General features: G+C 59.4%; 13 protein-coding genes and 1 pseudogene. 7 read left to right on the top strand and 7 right to left on the bottom strand.

Annotated features, from left to right (window positions below):
* Positions 1-5 precede the first annotated feature (5 nt).
* Positions 6-156 (top strand): annotated as a pseudogene (locus tag AC1RO5_RS16195) (excinuclease); the annotation flags it as partial.
* Positions 157-179: 23 nt separating this feature from the next.
* On the opposite strand, the gene AC1RO5_RS16190 reads toward AC1RO5_RS16195, so the two are convergent.
* Positions 180-1,094, bottom strand: coding sequence for a LysR family transcriptional regulator (locus AC1RO5_RS16190; RefSeq protein ID WP_493176193.1), 915 nt, complete (start codon positions 1,092-1,094; stop codon positions 180-182).
* Positions 1,095-1,227: 133 nt separating this feature from the next.
* Between AC1RO5_RS16190 and AC1RO5_RS16185 the strand changes: the two genes are divergently transcribed.
* Genes AC1RO5_RS16185 through AC1RO5_RS16165 form a run of 5 tightly spaced genes read left to right on the top strand, consistent with a single transcriptional unit; the run spans position 1,228 to position 3,785 of the window.
* Entirely contained in the window at positions 1,228-1,998 is a 771-nt protein-coding gene (locus AC1RO5_RS16185) for an iron-containing redox enzyme family protein (protein WP_493176191.1), read from the top strand.
* Positions 1,998-2,894: a DMT family transporter gene (locus AC1RO5_RS16180; protein WP_493176189.1), complete on the top strand. Its 897-nt coding sequence runs from the start codon at positions 1,998-2,000 to the stop codon at positions 2,892-2,894. Before AC1RO5_RS16185 ends, AC1RO5_RS16180 begins: the two co-directional genes overlap by 1 nt.
* A gap of 19 nt (positions 2,895-2,913) precedes the next feature.
* Positions 2,914-3,225, top strand: coding sequence for a (2Fe-2S) ferredoxin domain-containing protein (locus AC1RO5_RS16175; protein ID WP_493176188.1), 312 nt, complete (start codon positions 2,914-2,916; stop codon positions 3,223-3,225).
* A 29-nt stretch (positions 3,226-3,254) separates the two neighbouring features.
* Positions 3,255-3,533: a DUF6953 family protein gene (locus AC1RO5_RS16170; protein WP_493176187.1), complete on the top strand. Its 279-nt coding sequence runs from the start codon at positions 3,255-3,257 to the stop codon at positions 3,531-3,533.
* Positions 3,534-3,545: 12 nt separating this feature from the next.
* Positions 3,546-3,785 carry a bacteriocin immunity protein gene (locus AC1RO5_RS16165; protein ID WP_493176185.1) on the top strand — a complete coding sequence of 80 codons (240 nt, stop codon included), beginning with the start codon at positions 3,546-3,548 and terminating at the stop codon, positions 3,783-3,785.
* 92 nt (positions 3,786-3,877) lie between these two features.
* On the opposite strand, the gene AC1RO5_RS16160 is transcribed toward AC1RO5_RS16165, so the two are convergent.
* Together AC1RO5_RS16160 and AC1RO5_RS16155 are read right to left on the bottom strand one after the other, a co-directional pair.
* On the bottom strand, positions 3,878-4,321 hold the full coding sequence (locus tag AC1RO5_RS16160) for a DUF2846 domain-containing protein (RefSeq protein ID WP_019581867.1): 444 nt from the start codon (positions 4,319-4,321) through the stop codon (positions 3,878-3,880).
* Positions 4,322-4,413: 92 nt separating this feature from the next.
* Positions 4,414-5,307 (bottom strand): LysR family transcriptional regulator, encoded by an 894-nt coding sequence (locus AC1RO5_RS16155; protein WP_493176184.1) that lies wholly within the window; start codon positions 5,305-5,307, stop codon positions 4,414-4,416.
* Positions 5,308-5,425: 118 nt separating this feature from the next.
* On the opposite strand from AC1RO5_RS16155, the gene AC1RO5_RS16150 reads away from it, so the two are divergent.
* A complete protein-coding gene (locus tag AC1RO5_RS16150) occupies positions 5,426-6,700 on the top strand; it encodes an MFS transporter (RefSeq protein WP_493176182.1) in 1,275 nt (424 codons plus the stop codon).
* A 154-nt stretch (positions 6,701-6,854) separates the two neighbouring features.
* On the opposite strand, the gene hemE is transcribed toward AC1RO5_RS16150, so the two are convergent.
* The 4 genes from hemE to AC1RO5_RS16130 all read right to left on the bottom strand — a co-directional run bounded on the left by hemE (position 6,855) and on the right by AC1RO5_RS16130 (position 15,936).
* The gene (gene hemE / locus AC1RO5_RS16145) at positions 6,855-7,922 is read right to left on the bottom strand and encodes a uroporphyrinogen decarboxylase (RefSeq protein WP_018928609.1); all 1,068 of its coding nucleotides are present in this window, start codon (positions 7,920-7,922) and stop codon (positions 6,855-6,857) included.
* 153 nt (positions 7,923-8,075) lie between these two features.
* A complete protein-coding gene (locus tag AC1RO5_RS16140; protein ID WP_007936832.1) occupies positions 8,076-9,494 on the bottom strand; it encodes an FAD-dependent oxidoreductase in 1,419 nt (472 codons plus the stop codon).
* Between the two features lie 33 nt (positions 9,495-9,527).
* A complete protein-coding gene (gltB, locus tag AC1RO5_RS16135) occupies positions 9,528-13,973 on the bottom strand; it encodes a glutamate synthase large subunit (protein ID WP_493176180.1) in 4,446 nt (1,481 codons plus the stop codon).
* 349 nt (positions 13,974-14,322) lie between these two features.
* On the bottom strand, positions 14,323-15,936 hold the full coding sequence (locus AC1RO5_RS16130) for an AAA family ATPase (protein WP_493176178.1): 1,614 nt from the start codon (positions 15,934-15,936) through the stop codon (positions 14,323-14,325).

Here is a 15,936-nt window from a genome sequence, read left to right as displayed (position 1 = left end):
AGGGTCAAGGAGACCAGCATGCCGGCGCCAACGCCGTGACCAACATCGTCAGCTTCTACAAGAGCAATGAGCGCAAGGATGCCAACCTATGAGTGCCACGCTGGGGCGATCATGGCCGGGGTTGCGTTGAAGGGGGATTTGGCGAAGGTTCAATAACTCAAGACGCGCCCCTGTCCCGGTCAGTCTGGTTCTACCTGAGGTGCATGGACCTTCCCATCTAATGCCGCTGGGTCCTCGAACTCTGTCTGCAGTAGCGCCAAAAACGCTTCTCGAGCAGGGTGTCGACCTGAGTTTTCATGCCAGTAAAACAGGTTGTCGATACTCGTCAGTTCCGCGAATTCGTATCCTTGCCAACCTGCACTGTGGCGGTATTGCTCATAGATCCCGCGTGGTACCAACGAAATGCCAGCACCGGCACTGACACAGCCAACTATGGCGCCATAGCTCGCGATGCTGACGATCGGCAACACTTGGCCATGGCGCAACAGCCATTGCTCAAGCGCGAAGCGGTACGGACAACCCGTCGGCCACATGAAAATTTCCTTGCCTTGCAGATCCGCCGCCTTGCGTAAAGGCCCATGGGACGCGGACGCTATGAGGATTAAATCTTCACGGTACATCACCGCACGCTTGAGCCCGGGGCGTTCAATGTTCACCGCCACGATCACCCCATCAAGTCGGTGATGCTGAGTATCGTCCAGCAGTTGAGCCCAAGTGCCGGTGCTCAACTCCAGCGACACCTGTGGGTACAGCGCATGGTACTTGGCCAATAACCGGGGCAACCGTCCCGTAGCACTAGACTCAATGGCGCCAATGCGCAGAGGACCGCCAGGCGTATTGGTGGGCGCTACCGCGCGCCGGGCCTCATCAGCCAAACCCAGAATTTTCGTCGCGTAATCAAGAAACACCTCCCCAGCAGGAGTGATCCGCAACCCTCGACCGTCGCGGAAAAACAGTGGCGTGCCAAGCTCCCGCTCCAGGGACTTGAGGCGTGCGGTGATATTGGACGGCACGCAGTGCAGCAACTCGGCGGCGCGCGCGATGCTGCCAAGATCGGAAACCGTCTTGAACATGCGCAGTTGGGACAATTCCATGACTCACCCAAAGTGAATGTTCAGGTCAGTTTAAGTCACTTGTAGTGAGGTGATGTGTTTTTGATACTCCAATTAGCGCGCGTTGCGTGACGCCGTCGCCCTTTCATTTCCCTTGATGAGCAGGAGTTTTTTTATGGAGTTAGTTGAGCGAAAAATCCAGTCCCTCGCCGAAAGTGTGTTCATCCATAAAGCATTGGATAACGCATTCTACCAACGATGGATGGGTGGCTCGCTCCCCCTCGCCGACGTTGAGGTGTTTGCTCGAAACTATCTGGCGCGTACCACGCAGACTTCTCGTATGGTTGCCTTGTCATTTATGGGCACTGACGACCTATATGCTCAAGTCGAAATCGTCAAAAACCTGTACTCCGAAATGGGCTACGGCAACCCGGAAAAGGCCCACCTCGCCTTGCTGGAAAGTTATTTGATTGACCTTCTCAGCCGTCTCGCTGATCGACCGTACAGCATGGATGAACTTATGTCCGTGCCTGTGCTTGAAAGCACTATTGCGTTCAGCCGCGAGCAGTTGAGTCTTTATACCGACGGTGGTGACAACAACAATCCGCGCCATGTGCTCGGCACATTGTTGGCTCAGGAGTGGCTGGCCTATTCGATGCTCACCCGTTTATACGAAGGAGCGCGTAACTATCAGCACCTGTATGCCAATAACGACGACTTTCATGAGCACTGCGAGTATTTCTACATCCATATCGGGGATGCGGAAAAAGAACACAAGATCCAGGCCGTGAAAGCCGCCACCCAGGAATGCACCACCGACCAGCACATAGAGGAAGTCAGCGCGTCGTTCAACCGCTTCCTGGTCATCACTGAGCAGTACTGGAACGGTATAGCCCGTGCCATGCCCAGCGTGCAAAATCGTGTTGCGTCCGGGATGACGATTTGATGAATACAAGGCCCAACGTAAAAATCGCTTTGGCGGCGTTTTTTGTAATCCTTTGCTGGGCCTATTCCCCCATTGGAATCCACATCGGGCTAAAGGCTTACGAGCCCGGTCATCTCGCGCTGGTGCGATTTCTCATCGCCTCAACATTCATGGCCGGGGTCGCATTGGTGGTGCGTATTTCCCTGCCCCGACTTAAAGACTTGCCACTGCTGGCCGTGCTGGGATTCCTTGCCGTCAGCCTGCATCACATAGCTCTCAACTACGGCCAACAAGGCGTTAGCGCCGGGGCCGCCAGCGTACTGGCACAATCCACGCCGCTGTTCAGCACATTGTTGGCGCATTTCGCGTTCAAGGACCGGGTCAACGGCTGGCAATGGATCTGTGTGCTGTGCGGCCTACTCGGCGCCGCTGTGGTAGTCACTGGGGACCGTGGTTTTGGCGAGCTGGACGCGCACGGGCTGCTGATCCTGCTGGCAGCGCTTTCCTGGAGTCTGTATTTCGCCTTGCAAAAACGCCACTCCCAACGTTATGACGGACTGACGATGGTGTGTTACACCATTTGGTCAGGCACGGTACTGCTCCTTGTGTATGTCCCGGGCCTGTGGAGCGAAGCGCAAAACGCCTCAACTTCAGTCAACTTGGCGGTGCTCATTCTGGGCATCTTCCCCAGCGCCCTTGCGTACCTCGCCTGGGCATACGTACTGGCGCACAGCAACGTGAGCCGCGCTTCCATTTCGCTTTACCTGATACCGCCCACAGCCATGTTGATGGCCTCGTTGGTTCTGAGCGAACGCCCTTCGGCCATGGTCATCGTCGGAACGGTCATTGTGCTGACGAGCGTACTTGCCCTCAATCTGGAACCATCGCAAGTAGCGGTTCCTGCCGACAAAGTTTGAACAGAGATCGTGACCACCTATGAATGATGCAGAAATTCCGACTCTGGCCTACGAACACCATGTGCTGATCTGCACCAACCTGCGCCCCGATGGTCGCCGTAGTTGCTCGGGCTCAGGCGCTCATGAACTGCTCAGTGCTGCAAAACGCAAGCTCGCCAAAATGGCTGAACCAGGAGCATCGCGCGCCAACGCATCGGGCTGCCTGGGCCGCTGCGACCACGGCCCGGTTATGGTGATTTACCCAGCTAACCTGTGGTTCTCGTGCAAGACGCCGCAGCAGGTTGAACGCATTCTCGATCAACACCTCTTCCGTCCCGATAAGCCATTGTGACCCAAGGGGCTTAAGCAGGAATCCACACCATGACCTGGACAGATGAGGACATGCGCATCGCCCAATGGATGTTGGCCGAATACCGTAAACAAGACTATCTACCGCAAGCGTTCGCCGCTCGGGAGATCCGCCTGCTGTTCGGTGAAGCTCATGTGTACCAAAATCGCCACGGCAACTGGGCCGTGAACAAGCCGATCCTCGAAGCCTTTAAAGCTCTGACTGCTGAGTACGTGGTATGGAGCCGAAGCTTCCAACTATGGAGGCAAAGAACCGCACAAGATACGGCGGGCATACGCGTGGGCCGCTGACAAGAGATCCCGATGGATACCGAAGCAGAGTTTCTTCAACTCATGCGGAAAATCCGGGTCGTGAACAAGAACGCACCGGACGAAATTCTCGATCCTTTGCTAAAACAATTTTGCGAGATTACAGAGCATCCTGACGGAACCGACCTCATTTACTGTCCCGAAGAAAGTGCAGACAACTCAAATGAAGGAATCACACAGACTGTGAAGGAATGGCGTGCAGCTCATGGCCTACCGGGATTCAAAGGCGAGTGACCCAAGTGGCAATATTGGCCGAGGTTGAGCTTTAAGTATGGGCTCAGTGAACGGGACAGCCCCCACGCTGCGCGCAAGGGCCACCCAGACACTTACTGCGCTTGAATCAACTTGCTTTCAGCGACGCCAGCGCGGCCTGTCTTGTCGTCGACGACTTGCAGGTTGTTACGCGCCTTGATGAAACCCACTTTCACTTCCTGCCAGACAAAGTAGTTTTTGCCCGCTTCTGCGGTGAGTTTCAGTTCCGAGTCGTTTTCCGCCGAAGACACCAGAGTCTGCTGGCCAGCCGGGACAGCCAACATCAGATAGGACTTGGCGACTGTCTGCCCTACAGGCTTGCCATTGAGGGTCACCGGCATTTTCACCCCGGCACCCATGCTCTCGTTGCGATAAACATAGATATTGGCTTTGTCGGGGCTTACCTGGAACGTCTTCGCTTGAGCGTCCAGGGTTTCATCGGCCATTTTTACCGAAGCACAACCACCGGTCAGAGCAAACAATGCCAGCAATGCGGTGAACGTTAACTGCTTGAACATCCTGTATCTCCCTGGTTTGTGATGAGTCCAATGACAGTATCGGCCGATACGCTAAAAGACCTAGGGCTGCTCCCAATAAAAACCTTGAAGCCCTATGGCGTCAGCTTACGCGTCAACAACGCCACAAACGCCTTCGCCATCGGCGACTTCTGATCCTTGCGCTGCACCAGCCACACTGCCGAAATCGCCTCTGGATCGAGCAATGGCCGATACACCACACCATCGATACGCATCCGCTGATAAGACGCCGGCAACACCGACACACCCAAACCCGCCGCTACCAGCCCGATGATGGTCATCGCCTCGCCAGCCTCCTGGGCAAAATGCGGGCTGAAGCCGGCGTCCCGCGCCAGGCTGAGCAGTTGTGCGTACAGACCGCTGCCATAGCTGCGCGGAAAAAATACGAACGGCTCGAGGGCCAGGGCGGACAGGAACAGACCTTCTTCGCTGCCATCCACCAGCGGATGCTTGGAGCTGAGCACCGCCACCAACGGCTCACGCATCAATTCCACAACGCTGAGCGAGTCCGGCAAGCCCAGCGGTCGCATGATGCCGACCTCAATCGACTCGTCCACCAGCGCATCGGCCACTTGGGTGCTGCTCATCTCCCGCAGGTTCAGGTGCACCGCCGGGAAGCGCTGGCGAAATGAGAAAATCGCCTGGGGAATGGTCGAGTTGAACGGCGCCGACGAGGTGAAGCCGATCTTCAGTTCACCCAATTCACCGAGTTGTGCCCGCCGAGCTACATCCGCCGCTTTGTCGACCTGAGCCAGCGCCAGTCGCGCCTCTTCCAGAAACAGCCGACCGGCCTCACTCAACTCGACCCGACGATTGGTCCGCTCGAACAGACGCGCCCCCACTTCCTGCTCCAGCGCCTGAATCTGCTGGCTCAGCGGCGGCTGCGAGATGCCCAGCACCTGGGCGGCGCGGCCAAAATGCAGCTCTTCGGCGACGGCAATGAAGTAGCGCAGGTGACGCAATTCCATGAAAACTCCATTAGGTCGTTAAACCTATCAAACAGGTCGAACAATATATTGGATAGAAACATTAGCCAGCTATATGATTTTTTCATTGCCTGATCGGCTGCGCCCTCCGAGGTCCGAAGTGAAAACTGCTGTCGCCCCACTCGCCCATGAAATTCCGCCCGCCGCGCTGAATGATGTCGTCGCTGAACGCAACGAGATCTACATCGAGAAAGGCACACCGATGTTTATGCGCACGGTGCTGGCACTGTTCTGCGGCGGCTTCGCGACCTTTGCCCTGCTCTACTGCGTGCAGCCGATGATGCCGCTGCTGTCCCGCGAGTTTTCCATCAATGCGGCCCAGAGCAGCCTGATCCTGTCGGTCGCCACCGGCATGCTTGCTATCGGCTTGTTGATCACCGGCCCCATCTCCGATCGCATCGGACGTAAACCGGTGATGGTCGCCGCACTGTTCGCTGCCGCACTGTGCACCATCGCCAGCGCGATGATGCCGAGCTGGCAAGGCGTGCTGGTGATGCGGGCGCTGGTGGGGTTGTCGTTGAGTGGTCTGGCGGCGGTGGCGATGACTTACCTGAGCGAAGAGATCCACCCGCAGCACCTCGGCCTGGCCATGGGCTTGTACATCGGCGGCAACGCCATCGGCGGCATGTGCGGACGCTTGATTGTTGGCGTACTGATCGACTTCGTCAGCTGGCACACGGCAATGCTGGTCATCGGCGGCCTGGCGCTGATTGCCGCCGCGGTGTTCTGGAAAATCCTCCCCGAGTCGCGCAACTTCCGCGCTCGTTCGCTGCACCCGCGCAGTTTGCTGGACGGCTTCACCATGCACTTTCGCGACGCCGGCCTGCCGCTATTGTTTGTCGAAGCGTTCGTGCTGATGGGCGCGTTCGTCACCCTGTTCAACTACATCGGCTATCGCTTGCTGGCCGAGCCCTACCACATGGACCAGGCCTTCGTCGGGTTGCTCTCGGTGGTGTACCTGTCGGGCATCTACAGCTCGGCGAAAATCGGCGCCCTGGCCGACCAGCTCGGCCGGCGCAAAGTGCTCTGGGCAACCATTGTGGTGATGCTCGCGGGCCTTGCGTTGACGATGTTTACGCCGCTGCCGGTGGTGATCATCGGCATGCTGGTCTTCACCTTCGGCTTCTTCGGCGCCCACTCCGTGGCCAGCAGTTGGATCGGCCGTCGGGCAGTCAAAGCCAAGGGCCAGGCGTCGTCACTGTACCTGTTCAGCTATTACGCCGGGTCGAGTGTCGCGGGTACGGCGGGCGGTGTGGCCTGGCATCTGGGGGGCTGGAACGGGATCGGGCTGTTCATCAGTGGATTGCTGGTGATTGCACTGCTGGTGGCGTTGAAATTGGCGAAGTTGCCGCCGCTGGAGAATTTGAAAGCTTAAAGCAAAAGATCGCAGCCTTCGGCAGCTCCTACACCGGTCATGTGAACCCCGAATGGTTGGGTTTCCACCCTGTAGGAGCTGCCGCAGGTTGCGATCTTTTTATTTTGATGCAAAAACGCCCGGCAAATGCCGGGCGTTTTTTATTGGGCGACGATCACTCGTGATACTGCGCCGACAGTTCATGCACCGCGCGCAGGAATGCACCGGCATGTTCCGGATCAACTTCCGGGGTGATGCCATGGCCTAGGTTGAACACGTGGCCGCTGCCCTTGCCGTAGCTGGCGAGGATCCGGCCGACTTCGGCGCGGATGGCTTCTGGCTTGGCGTAAAGCACGGTCGGGTCCATGTTGCCTTGCAGGGCGACTTTGTTGCCGACGCGTTGACGGGCCTCACCGATGTCGCAGGTCCAGTCCAGGCCCAGTGCATCAGCGCCGGCGTCGGCGATGCTTTCCAGCCACAGACCACCGTTCTTGGTGAACAGGATGACTGGCACTTTGCGGCCTTCGTGTTCGCGGATCAGCCCGCTGACGATTTTGCGCATGTAGGCCAGGGAGAATTCCTGGTACGCCGCCGCCGAGAGATTACCGCCCCAGGTGTCGAAGATCTGCACCGCTTGCGCGCCGGCCAGGATCTGGCCGTTGAGGTACGAGGTGACCGACTGCGCAAGCTTGTCCAGCAGCAGGTGCATGGCTTGCGGGTTGTCGTAGAGCATGGCCTTGGTCTTGCGGAAGTCTTTCGACGAACCGCCTTCGACCATGTAGGTGGCCAGAGTCCACGGGCTGCCGGAGAAGCCGATCAGCGGCACACGGCCGTTCAGTTCCCGGCGGATGGTGCTGACTGCGTCCATCACGTAGCCGAGGTCTTTCTGTGGATCAGGAATCGGCAAGGCTTCGATGTCGGCCAGGGTGCTGACGACTTTCTTGAAGCGCGGACCTTCACCGGTCTCGAAGTACAGGCCTTGGCCCATGGCATCGGGGATGGTCAGGATATCGGAGAAGAGGATCGCCGCGTCCAGTTGCGGGTAGCGGTCGAGCGGCTGCATCGTGACTTCGCAAGCGAACGCCGGGTTCATGCACAGGCTCATGAAGTCACCGGCCTTGGCACGGCTGGCGCGGTATTCAGGCAGGTAGCGACCGGCCTGACGCATCATCCACACCGGGGTGACGTCTACGGGTTGCTTGAGCAGGGCGCGAAGGAAACGGTCGTTCTTCAGGGCAGTCATGTCGGCATCCGGAAAAAAAGTGCGGGCATTTTCTCAGAGCGCGACGCAAAAGGCACGGCAAGAGCCGATCCTTTTGTCTATCGGGTCAATTTGTCGCGGTTTCGGCATCGAAAGATCGTTCCCACGCAGAGCGTGGGAACGATCAGTGGAGGGTTAAACGCCCAGGTAATCCAGGATCCCTTCAGCGGCATTGCGGCCTTCGAAGATCGCCGTTACCACCAGGTCGGAACCGCGCACCATGTCGCCACCGGCGAAGATTTTCGGGTTGCTGGTCTGGTGCTTGTACTGGCCTTGTTCCGGCGCCACGACGCGGCCCTGGCTGTCGGTCTGGATGCTGAACTGCTCGAACCACGACGCCGGGCTTGGACGGAAACCGAACGCGATGACCACGGCGTCGGCCGGGATGATCTCTTCGGAACCCGGGATCGGCTCGGGGCTGCGACGGCCACGGGCATCCGGCTCGCCGAGACGGGTCTCGACCACCTTCACGCCTTCGACGCGGTCTTCACCGACGATTGCGATCGGTTGGCGGTTGTAGAGGAATTTCACGCCTTCTTCCTTGGCATTCTTCACCTCTTTGCGCGAGCCTGGCATGTTCGCTTCGTCACGACGATAGGCACAGGTCACCGCCTTGGCACCCTGACGTATCGAAGTACGGTTGCAGTCCATCGCCGTGTCGCCGCCGCCCAGCACCACCACTTTCTTGCCTTTCATGTCGACGAAGTCTTCCGGCGACTTTTCAAAGCCCAGGTTGCGGTTGACGTTGGCGATCAGGAAGTCCAGCGCGTCGTGCACGCCCGGCAGGTCCTCGCCGGCGAAGCCGCCCTTCATGTAGGTGTAGGTGCCCATGCCCATGAATACCGCATCGAATTCTTCGAGCAGTTGTTCCATGGTCACGTCCTTGCCCACTTCGGTGTTCAGGCGGAACTCGATGCCCATGCCGGTGAAGACTTCGCGGCGATTGCTCAGCACAGTCTTTTCCAGCTTGAACTCGGGGATGCCGAAGGTCAGCAGACCGCCGATTTCCGGGTTCTTGTCGAACACCACCGGCGTCACGCCGCCACGCACCAGCACGTCGGCACAGCCCAGGCCCGCAGGGCCCGCACCGATCACCGCAACACGCTTGCCGGTCGGTTTGACCTTGGACATGTCCGGGCGCCAGCCCATGGCGAACGCGGTGTCGGTGATGTACTTCTCGACCGAACCGATGGTCACCGCGCCAAAACCGTCGTTGAGGGTGCAGGCACCCTCGCACAGACGATCCTGAGGACACACCCGGCCGCAGACTTCCGGCAAGGTGTTGGTCTGGTGCGACAGCTCGGCGGCCTGGAGGATGTTGCCCTCGGCCACCAATTTGAGCCAGTTGGGAATGAAGTTGTGCACCGGGCACTTCCATTCGCAATACGGGTTACCGCAACCCAGGCAGCGGTGGGCCTGATCGGCCGACTGCTGGGGTTTGAACGGTTCGTAGATTTCCACGAACTCTTTCTTGCGTTGACGCAACAGTTTCTTCTTCGGATCCTTGCGCCCGACATCGATGAACTGGAAGTCGTTATTCAGACGTTCAGCCATTGTTAAAACCTCATCAAACTCTTCAGGCGCATATCACTGCGGGTTGGCACGGGTGCTGGAAAGCAACGATTTCAGGTTGGCAGCCTTGGGCTTGACCAGCCAGAAACGACGCAGATAGTCATCGAGGTTTTCAGCGAGGTTACGACCCCACTCGCTGTCGGTTTCCTCGACGTATTCGTTCAGCACGCGTTGCAAGTGGCTGCGATAGGCTTCCATCGCCTCACCGCTGATCCGCTGGATTTCCACCAGTTCGTGGTTGACCCGGTCAACGAAGGTGTTGTCCTGGTCGAGCACGTAGGCGAAACCGCCGGTCATGCCTGAGCCGAAGTTGTAACCGGTCTTGCCCAAGACGCAGACGAAACCACCAGTCATGTACTCGCAGCAGTGATCGCCAGTACCTTCCACCACGGTGTGAGCACCGGAGTTACGCACCGCGAAACGCTCGCCCGCGGTGCCGGCGGCGAACAGCTTGCCGCCGGTGGCGCCGTACAGGCAGGTGTTGCCGATGATGGCACTGTCCTGAGTCTTGTAGAGGCTGCCTTTCGGCGGAACGATGACCAGTTTGCCGCCGGTCATGCCTTTGCCGACGTAGTCGTTGGCGTCGCCTTCCAGGTACATGTTCAGGCCACCGGCGTTCCACACGCCGAAGCTCTGACCCGCCGTGCCTTTGAAGCGGAAGGTGATCGGCGCGTTGACCATGCCCTGATTGCCGTGCTTGCGGGCGATTTCACCGGAGATCCGCGCGCCGATGGAACGGTCGCAGTTGCAGATATCCAGAGCGAAATCGGCACCGCTCAGGTCGTTGATCGCCGAGGTGGCCATGTCGACCATTTTCTCGGCCAGCAGGCCTTTGTCGAACGGCGGGTTGCGGTCGACCTGGCAGAATTGAGGCTTGTCTGCCGGGATGTGATCGCTGCCGAGCAACGGGGTCAGGTCCAGGTGGTTCTGCTTGGCGGTCTGGCCTTCGAGGACTTCCAGCAGATCGGTACGGCCGATCAGCTCTTCGAGGGAGCGCACGCCCAGCTTGGCCAGCCACTCACGGGTTTCTTCGGCGACGTAGGTGAAGAAATTCACCACCATGTCGACGGTCCCGATGTAGTGATCCTTGCGCAGCTTCTCGTTCTGAGTCGCGACGCCGGTGGCGCAGTTGTTCAGGTGGCAGATGCGCAGGTATTTGCAGCCCAGGGCGATCATTGGCGCGGTGCCGAAGCCGAAGCTTTCAGCGCCGAGGATCGCGGCCTTGATCACGTCGAGGCCGGTTTTCAGGCCGCCATCGGTTTGTACCCGGACTTTGCCACGCAGGTCGTTGCCACGCAGGGTCTGGTGGGTTTCGGCCAGGCCGAGTTCCCACGGGGCGCCCGCGTATTTGATCGAGGTCAGTGGCGATGCACCGGTGCCGCCGTCGTAGCCGGAGATGGTGATCAAGTCCGCGTAGGCCTTGGCCACACCGGCCGCGATGGTGCCAACGCCTGCTTCTGCCACCAGCTTCACCGAAACCAGCGCGTTCGGGTTGACTTGTTTCAGGTCGAAAATCAGCTGCGACAAGTCTTCGATCGAATAGATGTCGTGGTGCGGCGGTGGCGAAATCAGGGTCACGCCCGGCACTGCGTAACGCAGCTTGGCGATCAGACCGTTGACCTTGCCACCTGGCAGCTGACCACCTTCGCCGGGCTTGGCGCCCTGAGCGACTTTGATCTGCAGCACTTCGGCGTTGACCAGGTATTCCGGGGTCACACCGAAGCGGCCAGTGGCGACTTGCTTGATTTTCGAGCTCTTGATGGTGCCGTAGCGCGCCGGGTCTTCGCCGCCTTCGCCGGAGTTGGAACGCGCGCCAAGGCGGTTCATGGCTTCGGCCAGGGCTTCGTGGGCTTCCGGCGACAGGGCGCCCAAAGAGATACCCGCGGAGTCGAAGCGCTTGAGCACCGATTCCAGAGGCTCGACTTCGCTGATGTCGAGCGGCGTGTCCAGGGTCTTGACCTTGAACATATCGCGGATCATCGACACCGGACGGTTGTCCACCAGCGCCGTGTATTCCTTGAACTTGCTGTAGTCGCCCTGCTGCACAGCGGCTTGCAGGGTGTTGACCACGTCCGGGTTGTAGGCGTGATATTCGCCACCGTGGACGAACTTCAACAGACCGCCTTGCTGGATCGGCTTGCGCGGGCTCCAGGCTTCGACCGCCAGGGCTTTCTGCTCGGCTTCGATGTCGACGAAACGCGCACCCTTGATGCGGCTTGGCACACCACGGAAGCTCAGTTCGCAGACTTCTTCGGACAGACCGATGGCTTCGAACAACTGCGCACCGCGGTACGACGTGATGGTCGAGATGCCCATCTTCGACAGGATCTTGAGCAGGCCTTTGGTGATGCCTTTGCGGTAGTTCTTGAACACCTCATAGAGGTCGCCCAGCACTTCACCGGTGCGGATCAGGTCGCCCAGCACTTCGTAGGCCAGGAACGGGTAGACCGCCGAGGCGCCGAAACCGATCAGCACCGCAAAGTGGTGCGGATCGCGAGCGGTCGCGGTTTCCACCAGGATGTTGGAGTCGCAACGCAGGCCTTTTTCGGTCAGGCGGTGGTGCACGGCACCGGTCGCCAGCGACGCGTGGATCGGCAACTTGCCCGGAGCAATGTGACGGTCACTCAGCACGACCTGGGTGCGACCGGCGCGAACGGCTTCTTCAGCCTGATCGGCGACATTGCGCACCGCGGCTTCGAGGCCGACGCTCTCGTCGTAGTTGAGGTCGATGATCTGACGCTCGAAGCCTGGGCGATCGAGGTTCATCAGCGAACGCCACTTGGCCGGAGAAATGACCGGCGAGCTGAGGATCACGCGCGAGGCGTGTTCCGGCGACTCCTGGAAAATGTTGCGCTCGGCACCGAGGCAGACTTCCAGCGACATGACGATGGCTTCGCGCAGCGGGTCGATCGGCGGGTTGGTGACCTGCGCGAACTGCTGACGGAAATAGTCGTACGGCGTACGCACGCGCTGGGACAGCACGGCCATCGGCGTATCGTCGCCCATCGAGCCGACGGCTTCGTAGCCTTGCTCGCCGAGCGGACGCAGCACCTGGTCGCGCTCTTCGAACGTGACCTGGTACATCTTCATGTACTGCTTGAGCTGATCGACGTCGTAGAACGCCGAACCGTGGTCGTTGTCTTCCATGGTCGCCTGAATGCGCAGGGCATTCTTGCGCAGCCATTGCTTGTACGGATGACGGGACTTCAAGCGGTTGTCGATAGCGTCGGTGTCGAGGATCTGACCGGTTTCGGTATCCACGGCAAAGATCTGGCCCGGGCCGACACGCCCCTTGGCAATCACGTCTTCAGGCTGGTAGTTCCAGACACCGATTTCCGAGGCCAGGGTGATGAAACCGTTCTTGGTGGTCACCCAACGCGCCGGACGCAGGCCGTTACGGTCGAGCAGGCACACCGCGTAGCGACCATCGGTCATTACCACGCCGGCCGGACCGTCCCACGGTTCCATGTGCATCGAGTTGTATTCGTAGAACGCACGCAGATCCGGGTCCATGGTTTCGACGTTCTGCCACGCAGGCGGAATGATCATCCGCACGCCACGGAACAGGTCGATGCCACCGGTGACCATCAGCTCGAGCATGTTGTCCATGCTGGAGGAGTCGGAACCGACACGGTTCACCAGCGGGCCGAGTTCATCCAGATCCATCAGATCATTGGTGAACTTGGTGCGACGGGCCTGCGCCCAGTTGCGATTGCCGGTGATGGTGTTGATTTCGCCGTTGTGGGCAAGGAAGCGGAACGGCTGCGCCAGCGGCCATTTCGGCAGCGTGTTGGTCGAAAAGCGCTGGTGGAACACGCAGATCGAAGTTTGCAGGCGCTGGTCGCTCAGGTCTGGATAGAAGGCGGTCAAATCCGCCGGCATCATCAGGCCTTTGTAAATAATGGTCTTGTGGGAAAAGCTGCAGATGTAGTGATCGACATCGGCGGCGTTGGCCACGGACGAACGACGACGGGCGCTGAACAGCTTGATCGCCATGTCCTGATCGCTCAGGCCTTCACCACCGACGAACACTTGCTCGATCAGCGGCAGGCGCTCGAGGGCCAGGCGGCCGAGGACGCTGGTGTCGATCGGCACTTTGCGCCAGCCGACCAAGGTCAGGCCTTCGGCCAGGATCTCGCGGTTCATGTTCTCGCGAGCGGCTTCGGCTTTGACCGGATCCTGGTTGAAGAAGACCATGCCCACGGCATATTGCTTGGGCAGTTCGACGCCGAAGGTTTCCTGGGCGATGGCACGCAGGAACACATCCGGCTTTTGAATCAGCAGACCGCAACCGTCACCGGTCTTGCCGTCGGCGTTGATCCCACCGCGGTGGGTCATGCAGGTCAGGGCCTCAATGGCCGTTTGCAAAAGGGTATGACTGGGCTCGCCCTGCATATGGGCTATCAGGCCAAAACCGCAGTTATCCTTGAATTCATCTGGTTGGTACAGACCTGCTTTCATAGACACTTTCTCACCAGGCTGCCTCTTGTCGAGGCAAATTTCTTTTCAATTCAACCAGTTACCATCCACGCCGAACGTACGCCAGCTTTGCGGGGCAAAAGGGAGGTCATTGTACACACCGACACAGAGGCCCACAAATTTGACGACGAAATGTCGCAAATCTATGTCGCATTTGTGAAAGGTTTAAAGCGATATGCTGTGCTAGTCAAAACTTTTTTAATTTTGACCGCAGCGACTCAAAGACTACTGTGACGCAGACACCACAAGGCACGCGGCCTGTAGAGGCGGCATGCGCTTGTAGAAATTTTGAGGTGCTTGGAGAGGCGGCCTGGGTAAGGCCGCCGAATCTTCAGCGAGTTGTTGCCAGTTCCTGTTGGACGCTGGCGACAGTGCGAGGCCAAGGTTTACCAGCCTGAACCTTCGCTGGCAAGGCCTTGATGGCAGTAACAGCTGCATCGCGGTTGGCGAAGCTACCGTAGGTGATGACGTAAAGCGGCTTGCCGTTAAGCACTTTCTTGAAATAACGGTACTCGCCGCCCTGCTCCTTGACGAAGTTTTGCGCGGTCGATTCGGAGCTGGTGCCAAGGATCTGCACTACGTAGCTGCCCGGCGCCTGGCCTGCGTACCAGCTGCCACCAGCGGCTTTGGCCACGGTAGCTGGCTTCTCGGCGGGTTTGGCCACGACGGCCGGCTTGGCGGGCGCTGGAGCCGGTTTGGCAGCCGGTGCAGGCGCTGGCGCTGGCTTGGCCACAGGCGCGACAGGCTTGGCAGTCGCGACCTGAGTCGGCGCAGGCGTCGGTTTGGCGGCCGGTGTCGGTGTAGGCCCTGCTGGAACACCTGCCGGCGGCGCGGTGGTGGTCACGGTCGGCGGTGTGGCGCTGGAGCCTTCGACCGGTACGCCATCATCGCCTTCAGTAATGCCTCCGGCCGCTTCGGCCAACGGACCACGCATCACCGGCTGCGAGTTACCGACCAGCGGTAATGGCATCGGTTGCGTGTTACCGGCGAATTCCACAGCGGGAGCGCCGCCACTGTTAGGTTTTGGCGTGCCCTGACCCAACGGCAGTTGCGCTTGTTCGTTGGCAGGTGCGCCGGTGGTCGGTGCTTTGTTGCGACCCGGCATCAACCAGGCGGCAGCTACCGCGACCACGACGACGGCGGAAATCGCCAATACGTGTTTCTTCGGCATGTTGAACCCCATACTTGGACGCTTGACCGCTGAGCGGCTGGCAATCATGGCTTCGATCATTGCATCGCGGGCGACCTGGTTGATGTTGCCAGGCCAACCGTCGGAGCTTTCGTGAATATCAGAGATCTGATCCGCGGTGAAAAGTTCGATTCCCCGGCCAGCACCTTCGAGACGCTGATCCAGATATTCGCGGGTTTCTTCTTCGGTGTAGGGCTGCAATTCGATGACGTGAAAACGCTCTTCCTCGAGGCTCAGCGCATCAAGTTGAGCAATCAGCGAGGACTCGCCGAACAGGAATACGTGCGGACGACCTTCCGGCGCGCCGGCAGCCAGGGCCAGCAAGGCCTCCAGTGCAGACTCGTCGAGTTGCTCGGCGTCATCCACCAGCAAATAGACTTCCTGCCCCGTGAGCGCAAGCTGCACCACTTGAGCCAAGATCGCACCGATCTCGGCCTGCGCAACGTCCAGCGCCTGAGCCACTTGATTCAGCACGCCAGCGGCATCGCCGGCGCCACGGGCGGAAACCACCACGCTCTGCACTGACTGTTTGTTGGTGCTGGCTACCAGGGCCTGACGCAACAGGGTTTTGCCGCTGCCTTGCGGGCCGGTAACCACCAGCAGCAACTGGCTGTAGCGAGCCAGGTGATGCAACTGGCCCAGCACCGGCTTGCGCTGGGCCGGGAAGAATTTGAAGCCAGGCACCCGTGGAGCGAAAGGGTCATGACTTAACTGGTAATGGCCGAGGAAAGCCTCGTCGGCATGCAAACTAGTCAT

The sequence above is a fragment of the Pseudomonas sp. GW822-FHT02G04 genome (assembly GCF_058802085.1).
Note: the sequence above shows the minus strand (reverse complement) of the source record. Positions and strands in the feature narration are given on the sequence as shown.